At 54.4% G+C, this 17,450-nt stretch carries 17 protein-coding genes; 7 read left to right on the top strand and 10 right to left on the bottom strand.

Annotated features, from left to right (window positions below):
* Positions 1 to 61: 61 nt before the first annotated feature.
* Positions 62 to 1,054, bottom strand: coding sequence for a D-xylose ABC transporter substrate-binding protein (gene xylF, locus OGY62_RS03255; RefSeq protein WP_012135703.1), 993 nt, complete (start codon positions 1,052 to 1,054; stop codon positions 62 to 64).
* 366 nt (positions 1,055 to 1,420) lie between these two features.
* Between xylF and xylA the strand changes: the two genes are divergently transcribed.
* From xylA to OGY62_RS03240, 3 genes are all read left to right on the top strand, one after another.
* Positions 1,421 to 2,743 (top strand): xylose isomerase, encoded by a 1,323-nt coding sequence (gene xylA, locus OGY62_RS03250; protein WP_110493665.1) that lies wholly within the window; start codon positions 1,421 to 1,423, stop codon positions 2,741 to 2,743.
* A gap of 54 nt (positions 2,744 to 2,797) precedes the next feature.
* The gene (gene xylB / locus OGY62_RS03245; protein WP_112001416.1) at positions 2,798 to 4,252 is read left to right on the top strand and encodes a xylulokinase; all 1,455 of its coding nucleotides are present in this window, start codon (positions 2,798 to 2,800) and stop codon (positions 4,250 to 4,252) included.
* A gap of 174 nt (positions 4,253 to 4,426) precedes the next feature.
* On the top strand, positions 4,427 to 4,780 hold the full coding sequence (locus tag OGY62_RS03240) for a YiaA/YiaB family inner membrane protein (protein ID WP_115180989.1): 354 nt from the start codon (positions 4,427 to 4,429) through the stop codon (positions 4,778 to 4,780).
* 7 nt (positions 4,781 to 4,787) lie between these two features.
* Here OGY62_RS03240 and OGY62_RS03235 read toward each other — a convergent pair whose 3' ends face one another.
* Complete coding sequence (locus OGY62_RS03235; protein WP_286459068.1) at positions 4,788 to 5,783, bottom strand: acyltransferase; 996 nt, start codon at positions 5,781 to 5,783, stop codon at positions 4,788 to 4,790.
* Between the two features lie 189 nt (positions 5,784 to 5,972).
* Between OGY62_RS03235 and OGY62_RS03230 the strand changes: the two genes are divergently transcribed.
* The 3 genes from OGY62_RS03230 to glyS all read left to right on the top strand — a co-directional run bounded on the left by OGY62_RS03230 (position 5,973) and on the right by glyS (position 9,361).
* Positions 5,973 to 6,275: a YsaB family lipoprotein gene (locus tag OGY62_RS03230; RefSeq protein ID WP_012135698.1), complete on the top strand. Its 303-nt coding sequence runs from the start codon at positions 5,973 to 5,975 to the stop codon at positions 6,273 to 6,275.
* 95 nt (positions 6,276 to 6,370) lie between these two features.
* Complete coding sequence (glyQ, locus tag OGY62_RS03225; RefSeq protein WP_001168544.1) at positions 6,371 to 7,282, top strand: glycine--tRNA ligase subunit alpha; 912 nt, start codon at positions 6,371 to 6,373, stop codon at positions 7,280 to 7,282.
* A gap of 9 nt (positions 7,283 to 7,291) precedes the next feature.
* Positions 7,292 to 9,361, top strand: coding sequence for a glycine--tRNA ligase subunit beta (gene glyS, locus OGY62_RS03220; protein ID WP_058668264.1), 2,070 nt, complete (start codon positions 7,292 to 7,294; stop codon positions 9,359 to 9,361).
* Between the two features lie 115 nt (positions 9,362 to 9,476).
* Here glyS and cspE read toward each other — a convergent pair whose 3' ends face one another.
* Both cspE and OGY62_RS03210 read right to left on the bottom strand, forming a co-directional pair.
* Positions 9,477 to 9,689, bottom strand: a complete 213-nt coding sequence (gene cspE, locus OGY62_RS03215; RefSeq protein ID WP_000014594.1) for a transcription antiterminator/RNA stability regulator CspE — start codon at positions 9,687 to 9,689, stop codon at positions 9,477 to 9,479.
* A gap of 280 nt (positions 9,690 to 9,969) precedes the next feature.
* Entirely contained in the window at positions 9,970 to 10,260 is a 291-nt protein-coding gene (locus OGY62_RS03210) for an HTH-type transcriptional regulator (protein WP_058668263.1), read from the bottom strand.
* Positions 10,261 to 10,616: 356 nt separating this feature from the next.
* Between OGY62_RS03210 and OGY62_RS03205 the strand changes: the two genes are divergently transcribed.
* Complete coding sequence (locus tag OGY62_RS03205) at positions 10,617 to 11,327, top strand: DUF3053 domain-containing protein (RefSeq protein WP_024131051.1); 711 nt, start codon at positions 10,617 to 10,619, stop codon at positions 11,325 to 11,327.
* A 93-nt stretch (positions 11,328 to 11,420) separates the two neighbouring features.
* On the opposite strand, the gene ghrB is transcribed toward OGY62_RS03205, so the two are convergent.
* The 6 genes from ghrB to OGY62_RS03175 all read right to left on the bottom strand — a co-directional run bounded on the left by ghrB (position 11,421) and on the right by OGY62_RS03175 (position 17,354).
* Entirely contained in the window at positions 11,421 to 12,395 is a 975-nt protein-coding gene (gene ghrB / locus OGY62_RS03200; RefSeq protein ID WP_115180991.1) for a glyoxylate/hydroxypyruvate reductase GhrB, read from the bottom strand.
* A gap of 21 nt (positions 12,396 to 12,416) precedes the next feature.
* Complete coding sequence (locus OGY62_RS03195) at positions 12,417 to 13,697, bottom strand: MFS transporter (protein WP_286459066.1); 1,281 nt, start codon at positions 13,695 to 13,697, stop codon at positions 12,417 to 12,419.
* Between the two features lie 68 nt (positions 13,698 to 13,765).
* On the bottom strand, positions 13,766 to 14,704 hold the full coding sequence (locus OGY62_RS03190) for a sugar kinase (protein WP_012135690.1): 939 nt from the start codon (positions 14,702 to 14,704) through the stop codon (positions 13,766 to 13,768).
* Positions 14,705 to 14,707: 3 nt separating this feature from the next.
* Complete coding sequence (locus OGY62_RS03185; protein ID WP_286459063.1) at positions 14,708 to 15,457, bottom strand: sugar phosphate isomerase/epimerase family protein; 750 nt, start codon at positions 15,455 to 15,457, stop codon at positions 14,708 to 14,710.
* 100 nt (positions 15,458 to 15,557) lie between these two features.
* Positions 15,558 to 16,574: a LacI family DNA-binding transcriptional regulator gene (locus tag OGY62_RS03180; RefSeq protein WP_071259408.1), complete on the bottom strand. Its 1,017-nt coding sequence runs from the start codon at positions 16,572 to 16,574 to the stop codon at positions 15,558 to 15,560.
* 117 nt (positions 16,575 to 16,691) lie between these two features.
* A complete protein-coding gene (locus tag OGY62_RS03175) occupies positions 16,692 to 17,354 on the bottom strand; it encodes an OmpA family lipoprotein (protein ID WP_049008917.1) in 663 nt (220 codons plus the stop codon).
* Positions 17,355 to 17,450 lie beyond the last annotated feature (96 nt).

Below are 17,450 nucleotides of genomic sequence, written 5' to 3'. Positions count from 1 at the left end.
CCAATGCGAGAACCCGGCATGGAGGGTTTGACGCCCTCCGCTGTTGTAGAGGGCGCAACGTTTACAGATCACTCTTTTTGTGGAACCCGTCTTTAATCACGGTTTCGTCAATATTGGTTTTATTAACATCAATTGGAGTAAGCAGGCGGGAAGGGACATCTTTCAGACCGTTATTCAGCGTGGCGTCGGCCTTAGGTTGTTGCCCGTTACCCAGCTCGACGGCGATCTCGGCGGCGGTATTCGCCAGTAGCGTGATGGGTTTATAAACCGTCATGGTCTGCGTGCCTGCGACAATACGTTTAATGCCCGCAAGGTCGGCATCCTGACCGGAAATAGCGACTTTTCCTGATAATCCCTGAGCGCTGAGCGCCTGAATCGCACCGCCTGCGGTCGCGTCATTGGAAGCGACAACCGCGTCAATTTTGTTATTGTTTGCGGTCAGCGCATTTTCCATAATTTTCAGCGCATTTTCAGGCAACCATCCGTCTACCCATTGATCGCCAACGACGTTAATTTTTCCTGAGTCGATATAAGGTTTTAATACTTTCATTTGCCCGGCGCGGAACAATTTTGCATTATTATCTACCGGCGAACCGCCCATCAGGAAATAATTCCCTTCAGGCACTTTATCGACCAACGCCTGAGCCTGTAATTCACCGACTTTTTCGTTATCAAAAGAAATATAAAAATCGATGTCGGCATCATTTATCATACGGTCGTACGCTAATACTTTTATTCCTTCTTGTTTCGCTTCTTTTACGACATTGCTTAATACTTGTCCGTTATAAGGAATAATGACCAGAACATCAACGCCACGGTTGATCATGTTTTCAATCTGCGACATTTGGGTTTCTTCATTACCATTGGCAGATTGTACAAATACTTTTGCGCCGAGGGATTCGGCCTTGCTCACGAAAATATCGCGATCTTTTTGCCAGCGTTCCAGACGTAAGTCATCGATAGCCATACCAATTTTAACTTCTTTGGCATGTCCCGTTATGCTGGTGAGCAGGAGTGAAGTGCAGACGGTGAGTAAGATGTTTTTTATCTTCATAATCGTGATGCCTTTTGTTAGAGGGAACAGCGGTAAAAGTAACAATCACAGCGTGAGACGTAGCAGATTTTTAGCAGTTAATACGCGGAAGGCAATTATAGATTTTTATCTTGCAGTTACGATTTTTGGTTTATTTCGGGAATTATGACCGAGATCGTACTTTTAATGACGCATTACGCCCGTTACATTTCGTTGTTGATGAATAACCATTTTTTGCAGACGGTTACTTTTATTTTGCGAGGCAGCGCACACTTACGAATTATCTAAATAGCAGAGTGAAATAACATAATTGAGCAATGTGAATCGAGTAACCAATATTACGCCATTACCCATCCCTCGCCGTATTACCTGATTATGGAGTTCATTATGCAGGCTTATTTTGACCAACTCGATCGTGTTCGTTATGAAGGCCCTAAAAGCACTAATCCGTTAGCTTTCCGCCATTATAATCCAGATGAAATCGTACTGGGTAAACGCATGGAAGATCATCTGCGTTTTGCGGCCTGCTACTGGCATACCTTCTGCTGGAACGGCGCGGATATGTTTGGCGTAGGCGCGTTCAGCCGTCCGTGGCAACAGCCCGGCGATGCGCTGGAGCTGGCGAAGCGCAAGGCGGATGTGGCGTTTGAATTTTTCCATAAGCTGAACGTGCCTTACTACTGCTTCCACGATGTGGATGTTTCGCCGGAAGGCGCCTCGCTGAAAGAGTATAAAAACAACTTTGCGCAGATGGTCGATGTGCTGGAGTCGAAGCAAGAACAGAGCGGCGTGAAGCTGTTATGGGGCACCGCGAACTGCTTTACCAACCCGCGTTACGGCGCCGGGGCGGCGACGAACCCGGACCCGGAAGTCTTCAGTTGGGCGGCGACGCAGGTGGTGAACGCGATGAACGCCACGCACAAACTGGGCGGCGAAAACTACGTTCTGTGGGGGGGCCGTGAAGGGTATGAAACCCTGCTGAATACCGATCTGCGCCAGGAACGCGAGCAGATTGGCCGCTTTATGCAGATGGTGGTGGAGCATAAACATAAAACAGGTTTCCAGGGCACGCTGCTGATCGAGCCAAAACCGCAGGAGCCGACAAAACACCAGTATGACTACGATGTGGCAACGGTTTACGGCTTCCTCAAGCAGTTCGGCCTGGAAAAAGAGATCAAGGTGAACATTGAAGCCAACCACGCTACGCTGGCGGGCCACTCTTTCCATCATGAGATTGCGTCCGCCATTGCGCTGGGCATTTTTGGTTCTGTGGATGCCAACCGTGGCGATGCGCAGCTGGGCTGGGATACCGACCAGTTCCCGGTAAGCGTCGAAGAGAACGCGCTGGTGATGTATGAAATCCTGAAAGCGGGCGGTTTCACGACCGGCGGGCTGAACTTTGACGCGAAGGTTCGTCGCCAGAGCACCGACAAATACGATCTGTTCTATGGTCATATTGGCGCGATGGACACGATGGCGCTGTCATTAAAAGTGGCAGCGCGCATGATTGAAGATGGCGAACTGGATAAACGCGTGGCGAAACGTTATTCCGGCTGGAATAGCGAACTGGGCCAGCAAATTTTGAAAGGCCAGTTATCCCTGAGCGACGTCGCGCACTATGCTGAACAGCGTAATCTGGCGCCGGTGCATCAAAGCGGCCATCAGGAACTGCTGGAAAATCTGGTGAATCATTATCTGTTCGACAAGTAATCGCCATTGCGCCGCGTTTAGCCAACGCGGCGCATCGATAAAGGAGTGGTCACGATGTATATCGGGATAGATCTGGGCACGTCCGGTGTGAAAGCCATCCTGCTGAATGAGCAGGGAGACGTGCTGGCCTCGCAGACGGAGAAACTGTCCGTCTCTCGCCCGCATCCATTATGGTCGGAGCAGGATCCCGAACAGTGGTGGCTGGCGACGGATCGCGCCGTAAAAGCGCTGGGGCGAGAGCATTCATTGCGTGATGTAAAGGCGCTGGGGATTGCCGGGCAGATGCACGGCGCCACGTTGCTTGATAAACACCAGAAGGTGCTACGCCCGGCGATTTTATGGAATGACGGACGCTGTGGTGAAGAGTGCGCGCTGCTTGAGCAGCAGGTTCCGCAGTCTCGCGCCATTACCGGCAATCTGATGATGCCCGGCTTTACCGCGCCAAAACTGCTGTGGGTTCAGCGCCATGAGCCGGATATTTTCCGCCAGGTTGCAAAGGTGCTGCTACCTAAAGATTACCTGCGTCTGCGTATGACGGGGGATTTTGCCAGCGATATGTCGGACGCGGCGGGAACGATGTGGCTGGATGTCGCAGCGCGTGACTGGAGCGACATCATGCTCAACGCTTGTCAGCTAACCCGTGAGCACATGCCCGCTTTGTACGAAGGCAGCGACATCACCGGTACGGTGTTGCCTGAGGTGGCGCACTCCTGGGGGATGCCTGCGGTGCCTGTTGTTGCAGGGGGCGGAGATAACGCGGCGGGCGCGGTGGGCGTGGGGATGATCAATGCGGGTCAGGCCATGCTGTCGCTGGGAACATCAGGCGTCTATTTTGCGGTGAGCGACGGTTTTCTCAGTAAACCAGAAAGTGCGGTACACAGTTTTTGCCACGCATTGCCTGAACGCTGGCATTTGATGTCCGTCATGCTGAGCGCGGCATCCTGCCTGGACTGGGCGGCGAAATTAACCGGTCAGGCGTCTGTCCCCGCGCTGATTGACGCGGCACGCCAGGCGGATGATAACGCGGATGCCGTCTGGTTCCTGCCTTATCTTTCCGGCGAACGCACGCCGCATAATAATCCGCAGGCGAAGGGCGTATTCTTTGGCCTTACGCATCAGCATGGCCCCGCAGAGCTGGCGCGGGCGGTGCTGGAAGGCGTCGGTTATGCGCTGGCGGATGGCATGGATGTTGTGCATGCCTGTGGCGTGAAACCCGGCAGCGTGACGCTGATCGGCGGCGGGGCGCGCAGTGAATACTGGCGACAAATGCTGGCGGACATCAGCGGGCTACAGCTTGATTACCGTACCGGCGGCGATGTAGGCCCGGCATTGGGCGCCGCGCGTCTGGCGCAAATTGCGATGAATAAAGAGCAACCATTATCTGATTTATTACCGCAGCTTCCGCTGGAGCAGGCGCATTTCCCTGATGCTGAACGCCATGCGCGTTACCTTGAACGTCGCGAAACGTTCCGCCGCATTTACCAGCAGTTATTACCGCTCATGTCTTAATCCGCTATTCCTTCCGGCAGTGGCCGGAAGGAATTCTTATTTCCTATTGATTGCCTCGATATATATCGAAATCAATATGTGTGTTTTCTGATTTTCACGTTATTGTCCGGTTATCGTCTTTTCCATTCTTATTTCTTGTCTTAATGTGAATCGGCAAAGCATAAGGAGAGTGATATGGACGATAAGGTTGCGCGCAGGAAGCGTCTGGCCGGTTTAATCATGCTGGCGGGCGGTGCGCTGGTCTATCTGACAGGGCTGTGGCCTGCTTGCCACTCGTTGAGCGACAAGGGCTATTTTTTTGCGATAATGGTGATGAGTGGCTTTCCCCTGTTAATACGCCAGGAGCCGACGGGAAATGAGCGTCTGCTCACCCGGTGCAAATATCTGTTACTTCTCGCCGCAGGTATGCTTTTTGTCGGTCTATGGAATATTGATTTACCGGTCGCCGTCAAAGTGATGTGCCTTCTGGGGCTGGGCGTGAGTCTGTTGGGTACGGATATGTACGCCACGTATTCTGATGACGAATAAGGGCCGGTCAACTGACCAGCCTGCGCGTATCAATCTTCTGTAGCAATATCGACAGCAGCAAACTTCCGGCCAGGGTGAGGGTAAAAATCCATACGATATCCAGCGGCGGCCAGCGTTTAAACTCCACGCCATTCGTCCGTAGCGCATGGATTATCAGCGCGTGAAACCCGTAAATACCGAGTGAGTGGCGGGAAATCAGCGCCAGCCCGGGAACCGTGCGCGTATTCAGGGTATTTTTGACCAGCGTGAGCAGCGACGCGGCGCAAATAAACACCATTGGGCCGCAATAGACGTACCAGGTATCGGCAAAATTTCCGCGCCAGTTGAGTTCATGTAACGTTCCGCGCGAAATAATCAATACCGCCGTAATGAAAAGCGCGGCGCTTATCCAGGTCAGTGAATGTTTTTGTGTCTCCATCATGCCAATCGCCCGGCCCAGCATGCCATAGAGGATGTAGTAAAACGTGTCGCCGGTGATATACAGGTTAACGGGGAGCCACTCAAATCCGCCGATTTTTTGCGACACGGTATTGGGGTTGGCGACAACGCCAATGACGATCATCAGCACCAGCAGCATTTTGCCGCTGATATTTTTAACCTGTATTAACGGCGATACCAGGTAGATCACCGCGATCGCGAAGAAAAACCACAGGTGGTAGAACACCGGTTTTTGCAGCAGGTTTTGCAGCGATAGCTCTGCGTTAATCGATGTAAAAAGGGTGATATATACCAACGCGACGGCGCTATAGAACAGCAGGCAGAGCGCAATGCGCAGGAAATGTCGCGGCTGGGCGCTACGTTCGCCAAAAAAGAGATAGCCCGAGATCATAAAAAACAGCGGTACGCTGACGCGTGAGGCGGAGTTCAGGACATTGGCAAAATCCCAGCTAAACGGATTGATGCTTTGCGCATTGGTGACGTACCAGGTGGTGGCGTGGATCATCACGACCATTAAACAGGCGATCCCTCGCAAATTATCAATCCAGTATATTTTGGGTTGCATCAGTGCCTCTGCTTCCGTTTTAAATAGGGTCTGACTTGTTTATTGGCGCGGTATCTCACTGGAATATTCTGAGTTTTTACGCTAAAGCTTGTGATGGCCCAGCGAGATTCGCAAAATGCGCCTGTCTTTTGGGCTAAACCCTAACCTTAATAATAATAAGAGCGACCGGCAAATAAGGCGGTAATAAAAATGATGATGAAGTCTGTTTTTCCGGCGCTGTTAACCCTCCTGCTGGTGGGATGCGCGACGACGGCGCAGCCGGTTCAGAAGGCGCAGAAAGTCAACGTGAACCCGGAACGCTCACTGGATATGGAAGCATTGTGCAAAGCACAGGCGGCGCGGCGTTATAACACCGGCACGCAGAAAATTGATGTGACCGGTTTTGAGCAATACCAGGGTAGCTATGAGATGCGCGGCAATACTTTCCGCAAAGAGAGTTTTGTTTGCTCTTTTGACGCAGAAGGGCAGTTTTTACATCTTTCCATGCGCTAAGTTCCCCCTTTTTCCCGTTTCGTACTGTATATCTTGCGGTCAGCGGGTATACTGATCCCTTCCTTTAAATCCACACGTATCCAGCACGAAATAATATGCAAAAGTTTGATACCAGGACCTTCCAGGGCTTGATCCTGACCTTACAGGATTACTGGGCTCGCCAGGGCTGCACCATTGTTCAACCATTGGACATGGAAGTCGGCGCGGGGACTTCTCACCCAATGACCTGTCTGCGCGCGCTGGGGCCAGAGCCGATGGCGGCTGCCTATGTGCAGCCTTCTCGTCGTCCGACCGATGGTCGCTATGGCGAAAACCCGAACCGTTTACAGCACTACTATCAGTTCCAGGTGGTGATTAAGCCATCGCCGGATAACATCCAGGAGCTGTATCTCGGTTCTCTGAAAGAGCTGGGGATGGACCCGACTATCCACGATATCCGTTTCGTGGAAGATAACTGGGAAAACCCGACGCTGGGCGCCTGGGGGCTGGGTTGGGAAGTGTGGCTGAACGGCATGGAAGTGACTCAGTTCACCTACTTCCAGCAGGTTGGCGGTCTGGAGTGTAAGCCGGTTACCGGTGAGATCACCTACGGCCTGGAACGTCTGGCTATGTACATTCAGGGCGTAGACAGCGTTTACGACCTGGTCTGGAGCGACGGCCCGCTGGGTAAAACCACCTATGGCGACGTGTTCCATCAGAACGAAGTGGAGCAATCCACCTACAACTTCGAATACGCCGATGTGGATTTCCTGTTCACCTGTTTCGAACAGTATGAGAAAGAAGCACAGCAACTGCTGGCGCTGGAAAACCCGCTGCCGCTGCCTGCTTACGAGCGTATTCTGAAAGCCGCCCATAGCTTTAACCTGCTGGATGCGCGTAAAGCCATCTCCGTTACCGAGCGTCAGCGCTACATCCTGCGCATTCGCACCCTGACCAAAGCAGTGGCAGAAGCTTACTACGCTTCCCGTGAAGCCCTTGGCTTCCCGATGTGCAACAAAGACAAATAAGAGGCGGCCATGTCTGAGAAAACTTTTCTGGTGGAAATCGGCACTGAAGAGCTGCCACCAAAAGCCCTGCGCAGCCTGGCGGAGTCCTTTGCTGCGAACGTTACTGCGGAGCTGGATAACGCTGGCCTCGCACACGGCAACGTAGAGTGGTTCGCCGCACCGCGCCGTCTGGCGCTGAAAGTGGCGAATCTTGCTGCTTCTCAACCCGATCGCGAAGTTGAAAAACGCGGCCCGGCGATTGCTCAGGCGTTTGACGCGGAAGGCAAACCGAGCAAAGCGGCGGAAGGCTGGGCGCGTGGTTGCGGCATCACCGTGGACCAGGCTGAACGTCTGACCACTGACAAAGGCGAATGGCTGCTGTATCGCGCGCATGTGAAAGGCGAAAGCGCAGAAGCGCTGCTGCCGAACATGATTGCCACCTCTCTGGCGAAACTGCCGATCCCGAAACTGATGCGCTGGGGCGCGTCTGACGTTCACTTCGTGCGTCCGGTACACACCGTAACGCTGCTGCTGGGCGACAAGCTCATTCCGGCAACGATTCTGGGTATCCAGTCCGATCGCGTCATTCGCGGCCATCGTTTTATGGGCGAGCCGGAAATCACCATCGACACTGCTGACCAGTATCCGCAAATCCTGCTGGAGCGCGGTAAAGTTGTTGCTGATTACGAAGCGCGTAAAGCGAAAATCAAAGCCGATGCAGAAGAAGCGGCGCGTCAGATTGGCGGTAACGCTGACCTGAGCGAGAGCCTGCTGGAAGAGGTCACTTCGCTGGTGGAATGGCCGGTGGTGCTGACGGCGAAATTCGAAGAGAAATTCCTCGCGGTGCCGTCTGAAGCGCTGGTTTACACCATGAAGGGCGACCAGAAATACTTCCCGGTTTACGCCGCAGACGGCAAACTGCTGCCGAACTTTATCTTCGTGGCGAACATCGAATCTAAAGATCCGCAGCAAATCATCTCCGGTAACGAGAAGGTGGTGCGTCCGCGTCTGGCAGATGCCGAGTTCTTCTTCAATACCGACCGTAAAAAACGTCTGGAAGATAACCTGCCGCGTCTGCAAACCGTGCTGTTCCAGCAACAGTTGGGTACGCTGCGCGACAAGACCGACCGTATTCAGGCGCTGGCGGGCTGGATTGCTGAACAAATTGGCGCGGATGTTAACCACGCTACCCGTGCGGGCCTGCTGTCGAAATGTGACCTGATGACCAACATGGTCTTTGAGTTCACCGACACGCAGGGCGTCATGGGGATGCACTACGCGCGCCATGACGGCGAAGCGGAAGATGTGGCTGTCGCGCTGAACGAGCAGTATCAGCCGCGCTTTGCCGGTGACGACCTGCCGTCTAACCCGGTTGCCTGCGCGCTGGCGATTGCCGACAAGATGGACACGCTGGCGGGTATCTTCGGTATCGGTCAGCATCCGAAAGGCGATAAAGACCCGTTCGCGCTGCGTCGTGCCGCGCTGGGCGTGCTGCGTATCATCGTTGAGAAGAACCTGAATCTGGATCTGCAAACGCTGACCGAAGAAGCGGCGCGTCTGTACGGCGACAAGCTGACCAACGCGAATGTGGTTGATGACGTTATCGACTTTATGCTCGGTCGTTTCCGCGCCTGGTATCAGGATGAAGGTTACACCGTGGACACCATTCAGGCGGTTCTGGCGCGTCGTCCGACCCGTCCGGCGGATTTCGATGCCCGTATGAAGGCCGTGTCGCACTTCCGCACGCTGGAAGAAGCCTCCGCGCTGGCGGCGGCGAACAAACGTGTGTCCAACATTCTGGCGAAGTCCGACGAAGTGCTGAACGATCGTGTCAATGCGGCAACGTTGAAGGAACCAGAGGAAATTGCTTTGGCTCTGCAAGTTGTGGTTCTGCGTGACAAACTTGAACCCGTGTTTGCTGAAGGTCGTTACCAGGAAGCGTTAGTCGAACTGGCTGAGCTGCGTGAACCGGTCGATACGTTCTTTGAAAAAGTGATGGTGATGGTTGATGACAAAGATCTGCGCATCAACCGCCTCTCTATGCTGGCGAAACTGCGTGAGCTGTTCCTGCAGGTAGCGGATATTTCCCTGTTGCAGTAAGTTTGTCGCAATAAAATAAAACCTGCCATCTGGCAGGTTTTTTTATGGGGAAAAAGGTAAAAAAAATCCCCGCCGATTGGCAGGGATCTTCAATTCTGAGCTTATAAAGCTAAGATTACAGGCTGGTTACGTTACCAGCTGCCGGGCCTTTAGCGCCGCTTTCGATGGTGAAGGAAACTTTCTGACCTTCATCCAGGGATTTGTAACCGTCGTTCTGGATAGCAGAGAAGTGTACGAACACGTCTTTGGAGCCATCGTCAGGAGTGATGAAGCCGAAGCCTTTATCAGCGTTGAACCATTTTACGATACCAGTCATTTTACCGGACATAGTGTATTACCTTTTAAAAAATAAGTGTGCCTTTCGGCGATATGGCGTGCTTTACAGATTTTTTAAGCGTTAAGGAAATGCGCACTACGAGGGGTATCAACGGATAACTCTTGAAGGGGACTGCCTTACTAAACTGCTTTAATGGTCTGTACGTCAAACCGTTGGACGCATTAACTCATGTAACGCTTGTGGATGCAACTTTTATTTTACTTCTTTCGGGTAAGTCTGTCGGGAAACGGCCCCTTAACAGGACCGTTAAACGAAAAAATCAGGCAATAATCTATTTCATCAACTGCTTACTTAAACCTGGGTTGGCCTGGATCAGGCGCATCAGATTTAACTCGGTACTCGACGGTTTTACCCGTCTGGATTCCCATTCCTGCACCATGGCAACGGTTACGCCCATCGCCCGGGCAAAATCATCTGTTTTTAGCCCGGTTCCTCTTCGTAACTGTTCAAACTCTGTAAAAGGGTTGGGCTTGTTTGTCAGGATAATCGTCTGCGATACATCTTTAAAAACAATTTGTTCCAGACTGCTCAGCAGTTCAAACATAGGATCTTTGTATTCCATTGAGAACTCCTATAAATCACACAGCGGGATCGTGAATTTCATCGAAGCTCATTAAGAATAGTCGGGAAACGTGAAGCCGGTTGGAAGCGGCAAAGAAGTGGATTCGTTTCAGCGCATTCCGGTCAGGATCGCGCGTTGGCTAAGGATCTGAAAAAGGCCGACATATCGGATCGACGGCGCGCAATTGTAAAGATAACAAAAATTTTATCACGTAAAAAAGCTGGCCGTTTCTTCGTATAATATTCCACGGCAAGATTACGCAGAAAGGGTATCTTGCAAGGCTGTCCTGGACTATCCTTGTCAGCGTCAGGCACGCGGCATCGTTGTGCGCATTTTTGGGTGAAAGGAGTATTAAAATGGCGACAGGTAAGTCCTGCTCTCGCTGGTTTGCGCCTGTTATGGCGTTATTAATGGTAGTTAGCCTGAGCGGGTGTTTTGATAAAGAAGGTGATCAGCGTAAAGCGTTTATTGATTTCCTGCAGAATACTGCGATGCGTAGCGGGGAGCGTCTGCCGACGTTGACCGCCGATCAGAAAAAACAATTTGGTCCGTTCGTGTCTGATTATGCGATTCTGTATGGCTATTCGCAGCAGGTGAATCAGGCGATGGATTCCGGTCTGCGTCCGGTTGTGGATAGCGTCAATGCGATCCGCGTTCCTCAGGACTATGTCACTCAGCGCGAGCCGCTGCGTCAGGCAAATGGTTCTCTGGGCGTGCTGGGCCAGCAGTTGCAGAATGCGAAATTGCAGGCAGATGCCGCGCACAGCGCGCTGAAACAGTCCGACGACCTGAAACCGGTCTTTGATCAGGTTTACAGTAAAGTGGTGACGGCGCCTTCGGAGGCGTTACAGCCGCTGATTCCGGCTGCGCAAATTTTCACGCAGCAACTGGTGCAGGTCGGCGACTTTGTGGCGCAGCAGGATACGCAGGTGAGCTTTGTCGCGAACGGCATTCAGTTCCCGACGTCACAGCAGGCCAGCCAGTACAACACGCTGATTGGGCCGCTGGCGTCTCAGCACCAGGCATTTAATCAGGCCTGGACCACTGCGGTAAACGCGATCCAGTAACGCTGTTAATGCCCGATGGCGCTGGCGTCGATCGGGCATACGGCTAAGCAACGTTGTAGGCCGGGCAGGGCAACGCCGCCGCCCGGCCATTTATTATCCTGCGACCTGCGGGTTCACGCAGTTCTTCTCCACCTTGCCTTGTAACGCATCAATTAAGTTATCCACCGCGCAGGCGGCCATGTTGTAGCGCGTCTCATGGGTGGCGGAGCCGATGTGCGGCAGCGCCACAACGTTCGGCAGCGACAGCAGCGGCGAATCGACCGGCAGCGGTTCTTGTTCAAACACATCCAGACCCGCCGCATGAATTTCACCGCTTTGCAGGGCGGCAATCAGCGCGTTTTCATCCACGACCGGGCCGCGCCCTGCGTTAATGAAAATGGCGGAGGACTTCATTTTGGCAAACTGCGCCGCGCCAAACAGGTGATGCGTCTCTTCCGTCAGCGGCAGGATCAGGCAGACAAAATCCGCCGCCTGTAACAGGGTGTCCAGATCGCAGTACCGGGCGTTGAAGCGTTCTTCCGCCTCAGGATGATGGCGGCGGGCGTTGTAGAGAATCGGCATGTTAAAGCCGAAGTGAGCGCGTTGCGCCAGCGCAAGACCAATGCGCCCCATCCCGACAATCCCCAGCGTTTTGTGGTGTACATCAGTGCCAAACCAGTCTGGCCCGATGCTTTTTGTCCATTCCCCCACTTTGACGCGTTCGGCCACTTCCACCACGCGGCGGGCGGTGCTCAGCACCAGCGCCATTACCGTATCCGCAACGGTTTCCGTCAGCACGGTCGGCGTGTGCATCAGCAATACGCTGCGCGCGTTGAGGGCAGCCACATCAAAATTGTCATAACCCACGGAGACGGTCGATGCCGCGCGTAGTTTCGGCATCTTCTCCAGCAGCGCGCTATTGACGGTTTCGCTGGAGCCCAACAAACCTTCCGCGCTGGCGAAAGCCTGGGCGTGTTGTTCTACCGTTTCCGGGCGAAGATTTGGCACCTGCGTGACGGTGAAATGCTCTTCCAGGCGATGCAGTAAATCGTCAGGTAACGCTTTGTAGAGAATAATGGACGGCTTCATGCGGATCTCCGTGATTAAGGTTTAAGCGTGGCGTGCGCCAATCGGTAATTGCTGACTGTTAGCAGGCTTAACAATTAAAGTTAGCCATACTGAGGCGAAAAGCGCCACCCCCATAAAAATGTACGAGGCGGCCGGGCTGCCGGTTGCGCCGTTGAGATAGCCGACGAACCATGAACCAAAGAAAGAGCCCAGAGCGCCCATACTGTTGATCAGCGCCATTGCGCCGCCCGCGACGTTACGCGGCAGCATTTCAGGAATAATGGCGAAGAACGGGCCATAAGGGGCATACATCGCCGCACCGGCGATAACCAGCAGGGTATAAGAGAGCCAGAAGTTGTTCGCGCCAACGGCCCATGAGCCGATAAAGGCAAAGGCGGCAATCAACAGCAGCGGCCAGACGAACAGTTTACGGTTTTGCAGTTTATCGGATGCCCAGGAGACAACGATCATCGCGATTGTCGCCGCCAGGTACGGCACTGAAGAGAGCCAGCCGACTTCCACCATACCCATATTCGCGCTGCCGCTACGGATGATGGACGGCAGCCACAGAACAAACCCGTACACTCCGATACTCCAGGTGAAATACTGCATGCACAGCAGGATGACGTTGCGTGAGCGGAATGCCTCGCTGTAATTGCGTACCGCTTTGATGCCCTGCTGCTCTTTTTCCAACTGCGCCTGAAGCGCGGCTTTTTCTGACTCCGTCAGCCATCCAGCTTGTGACGGTTTGTCTTTCACCAGCACCCACCAGAAGAACGCCCAGATGATGGCGGGGAAACCTTCAATAATGAACATTTCACGCCAGCCGAGCGCCTGAATCAGGTAGCCTGAAACTACGGACATCCACAGCACCGTCACCGGGTTGCCGAGAATCAGGAACGTATTGGCGCGCGAACGCTCTGACTTCGTGAACCAGTTGCTGATGTAAATCAGCATGGCGGGCATAACGGCCGCTTCCACGACGCCGAGAATAAAGCGGATGGCGGCAAGCATTGGGATATTACTCACCATCCCGGTCAGCGATGCGCATGCTCCCCATAAAATCAGGCAGATGAAGATCAGCTTACGTACGCTGCGACGCTCGGCGTACACCGCGCCTGGGATCTGGAAGAAGAAATAGCCGAGGAAGAACAGGGCGCCCAGCAGGGAGGAGATCCCTTTCGTGATGCCGAGGTCTTCGTTAATCCCCGCTGCGGAAGCGAAGCTGAAGTTTGCGCGATCCAGGTACGCCAGGCTGTACGTGATGAACACGATAGGCATGATGTACCACCAGCGTTTTGCTGCATTTGTTGAGCTTGTCATAGGCCTGCCTCTGTCACTATGCCGCCGCTGTATGTAGGGTACAGGGGGCTGTTATCATTGCGTGAAGTTTATTCGCCTAACGCTTCACGTGTGGGTAATCCTTCGCTGTCGCCCTGAACCTGAATCGCCAGCGCGCCAATTTTATTGCCTCGCGTCACTGCCTGATGCAGCGTGCGGCCTTCCAGCAGGGCGCTGATCACGCCCACGGCAAAGCCATCGCCCGCACCAACCGTATCGACCACGTTGTCCACTTTCACCGGTGCGACGCAGCCTTGCTCGCCCTCAGCGGTTTTGTACCAGGCGCCATCCGCGCCGGTTTTCAGCACCACCGCTTTCACGCCGTGGCGCAGATAAAAATCGGCAATGCCCTCAGGCGTTTGCTGTCCGGTTAATATCATTCCCTCTTTCAGACCGGGCAGCACCCAGTCGGCCTGGAAGGCGAGGCGGTTAAGTTTTTCCACCATTTCGGCTTCGCTTTTCCACAGCACCGGGCGCAGATTCGGATCGAATGAAATCGTTTTGCCCTGCGCTTTCATGGTGCGGGCGGTATGCGCCAGCAGTTCATAAGAGCTGGCGGAAAGCGCCGCCGCAACGCCGCTTAAGTGCAGATGACGCGCGCCGGAGAAGTACGCATCGTGGTAATCGTCCACGGAAAGGTGGCTTGCAGCGGAACCTTTACGGAAATATTCCACAATGGGATCGGTTCCATTTTCGACTTTAGATTTAAGCTGAAAGCCGGTGGCGTAACGTCCGTCCAGCGTGACGCCCTGCGCATCAATCCCTTCTTTTTCAAGCGACTTAAGGACAAAACGGCCAAAACTGTCATCACCGACGCGGCTTACCCAGCCGACGTTTAACCCCAGGCGCGCCAGGCCGGTCGCTACGTTAAGTTCGGCCCCGGCGACGCGTTTGATAAACGCGTCTACGTCTGCGAGATCGCCCGTTTGCGTGGCGACGAACATCGCCATTGCTTCACCAATCGTGATGACATCCAGAGAATTTTTCATGCGTTACTCCTCACGTAACAAATCGACGTAGCGACGAGTCACCGCCGTCAAATCTTGCCCTTCCAGTGGGAACTCAATACCGCGCGGTACATCAACAGGCAGCGCGTTCAGCAGCGCCAGCCAGCGGGGATCGGCGTCATCCGGCTCAACGGCGCGGAAACTGTCGTGATGGGGCGTGGCGGCTTTAACGTGGATATAGCCGACGGCGGGCGCCAGGTAGCGTGCGGCGTCTTCCGGCGAGTCGCCTACCCACAGCCAGTTCCCCATATCAAACGTCAGTCTGATGGGCAGGTTCTGTACCTGACAGGCGGCATTGAAGCGTTGCATCGGGCGCAATTTCCCGCAGGCGGTTTGATCATTTTCCACCACCAGCGCCATGCCGCTGCTCTCCAGCCAGTCACGCAGGGTGTCGAGCTGATCCTGGCGTTCAAAATGACCCAGCGACACTTTCAGCCACAGCGCTTGCAGCGTACAGGCTTCCTGTAACAGGTCGGGAAGGTGGGGGTTGAGGCTGCCATCCTCCAGGAACAGCGGTTCCGGCGCGGAATAGCAGGCCAGCAGGCCGAAAATGTCAATGGCGGCCGCCAGCAGCGGGAGCGCGTTAAGCTCGGCGTCAGTGAACATTTCACGGCGAATCTCGACGCCATCCGCCCCCGCTCCGGCAATGATGGGCAGCATCGCGGTTTGCCCGCCTGCGGCACGCACCTGGTCGTAGCCATAGGCGGCGGTGACCACCATAATTTTTCTTTGCATGGGAACTCCAAATCTATCGCTCTTGCTATTACGCTAGATGGAACCGGTTCCAAAGAAAAGTGCAGTGTGTCGAAATTATGATCACCATCACGAAGGAAAATTAGCGGGCGGTGGAGCCGCGAACGATCAGCTCGCCGGAGAAAACCTGCTCGTGAATCGCGTCGCTGCCCCCTTCAATGCGGCGTACAACCTGCTCGACAGCGGCAAAACCAATTTGCCAGGTCGGCTGTTTCAGCGTGGTGATGCCGACGCCTGCCAGTTCTGCCCATTCCAGTTCGTCAAAACCGAGCAGGCCGATGTCGCTGCCCCAGTTAAGACCAATGCGTTTGAGCGAACGGGCGACCTGCAATGTGAGCGCGCCGTTAGCGGAGATCACGGCTTTGCGCATCCCCCGGTGCTGCTGGTGAAACTGGCGCAGGGTGTTATCCAGTTGCGTATTTTCCGCCAGCGGCACCTCGGCGTTTTCCGCCACCACGCCAGGGTAACGCGCCAGCGTCGCACGAAATGCGTTCAGGCGCTCGCGGCGGGTATTGACCATACCGAGCGGTTCGCTGAGAAACAGGATCGCCTCGAACCCTTGCTCAATGAGATGTTCGGTGGCGGTTGTTGCCGCCTGGGTGTTATCCAGACCGACGACATCGCAGGCGAAATCAGGGATTTTACGGTCAATCAGAACCATCGGCAGCGCCGACTGTTGCAGGCGGTTCAGCCCCTCCTCGCGCATCCCGACGGCGTTCACCACGATGCCTTCCACCTGGTAGCTGCGCAGCAGATCCAGATAGTGCAGTTCCTGATCCACCTCATTGTTGGTGTTACAGACCAGGGGAGTGAACCCTTTCTCGCGGCAGGCGGCTTCAATGCCGCTCAACACGTTAACGGAATAGGGGTTGGTAATATCGGCGATGATCAGGCCAATCAGGCGGGTACGGCCGCGTTTCAGACCTCTGGCCATCAGGCTTGGGCGATAGTCGAGTTCGGCAATGGCTTTTTCAATGCGCGCCAGCAGGGCATCGGACAGCAAATGCTTCTCACCGTTGAGATAGCGTGAAATGCTGGTTTTTCCGGTTTTAGCGGCTTTCGCCACATCGCTGATGGTTGCCCGTGTTGATTTGCTCATCGCTGATTTCCCTGAATTTGGTGACAACACCTTAACGCGAAAATCAACGATGGCAAGCGCTTCATGCCGGATAAGAATGTAGGCCGGATAAGGCGAAGCCGCCACCCGGCACAACGATTACTGCAACGGACTTAAGGTGATTTCCACGCGGCGGTTTTGCGCTTTACCTTCGGCGGTGCTGTTGCTGGCGATCGGGTTCGCCGGGCCCATGCCGCTGGTGCGGATGCGGTTGGCGGCAACGCCCTGGGTGATCAGCGCGCTGGCCACGGAGTCCGCGCGCTGCTGCGACAGACGCATGTTCAGATCCTGCCCGCCGGTACTGTCGGTGTAGCCCACTACGTTAACGGCGGTTTTGTTGTACTCTTTCAGCACCATCGCCACGCCGGTCAGCGTGTTGGCGCCTGCCGGTTTCAGGGTTGCGCTGCTGCTGTCGAAGGTGACGTTATTCGGCATATTCAGGATGATGTTATCGCCACTTCGCGTCACGCTCACGCCCGTTCCCTGCATTTTGTCACGCAGTTTCGCTTCCTGTACGTCCATGTAATAGCCAACGCCGCCGCCCAGCGCCGCGCCTGCCGCTGCGCCAATCAGCGCGCCTTTGCCGCGATCTTTCTTGGAAGAGGAGAGTGCGCCGACGCCTGCGCCGACCAGAGAACCAATGCCCGCGCCAATGCCGGATTTACCCGCTTCGCGCTCGCCGGTGTAAGGGTTTGTTGTGCAGCCAGATACTGCCAGGGCGCCGCTCACGATAGCAGCAATGACCAAAACACGTTTTTTCATCTTAGTTCCTTAATGACTTTTTTATTTTTTCGCCACAGCGACGGTGGCGGTTGATTATGACGTGCGAACATGAAGAAAATTCCAGGGAAGACTCTT

It is taken from the genome of Citrobacter sp. CK198 (genome assembly GCF_030333295.1).
GTDB classification, from domain to species: Bacteria; Pseudomonadota; Gammaproteobacteria; order Enterobacterales; family Enterobacteriaceae; genus Citrobacter_B; species Citrobacter_B koseri.
The sequence above is the reverse complement of the archived record's forward strand: the minus strand, read 5'-3'. Positions and strand labels throughout refer to the sequence as shown.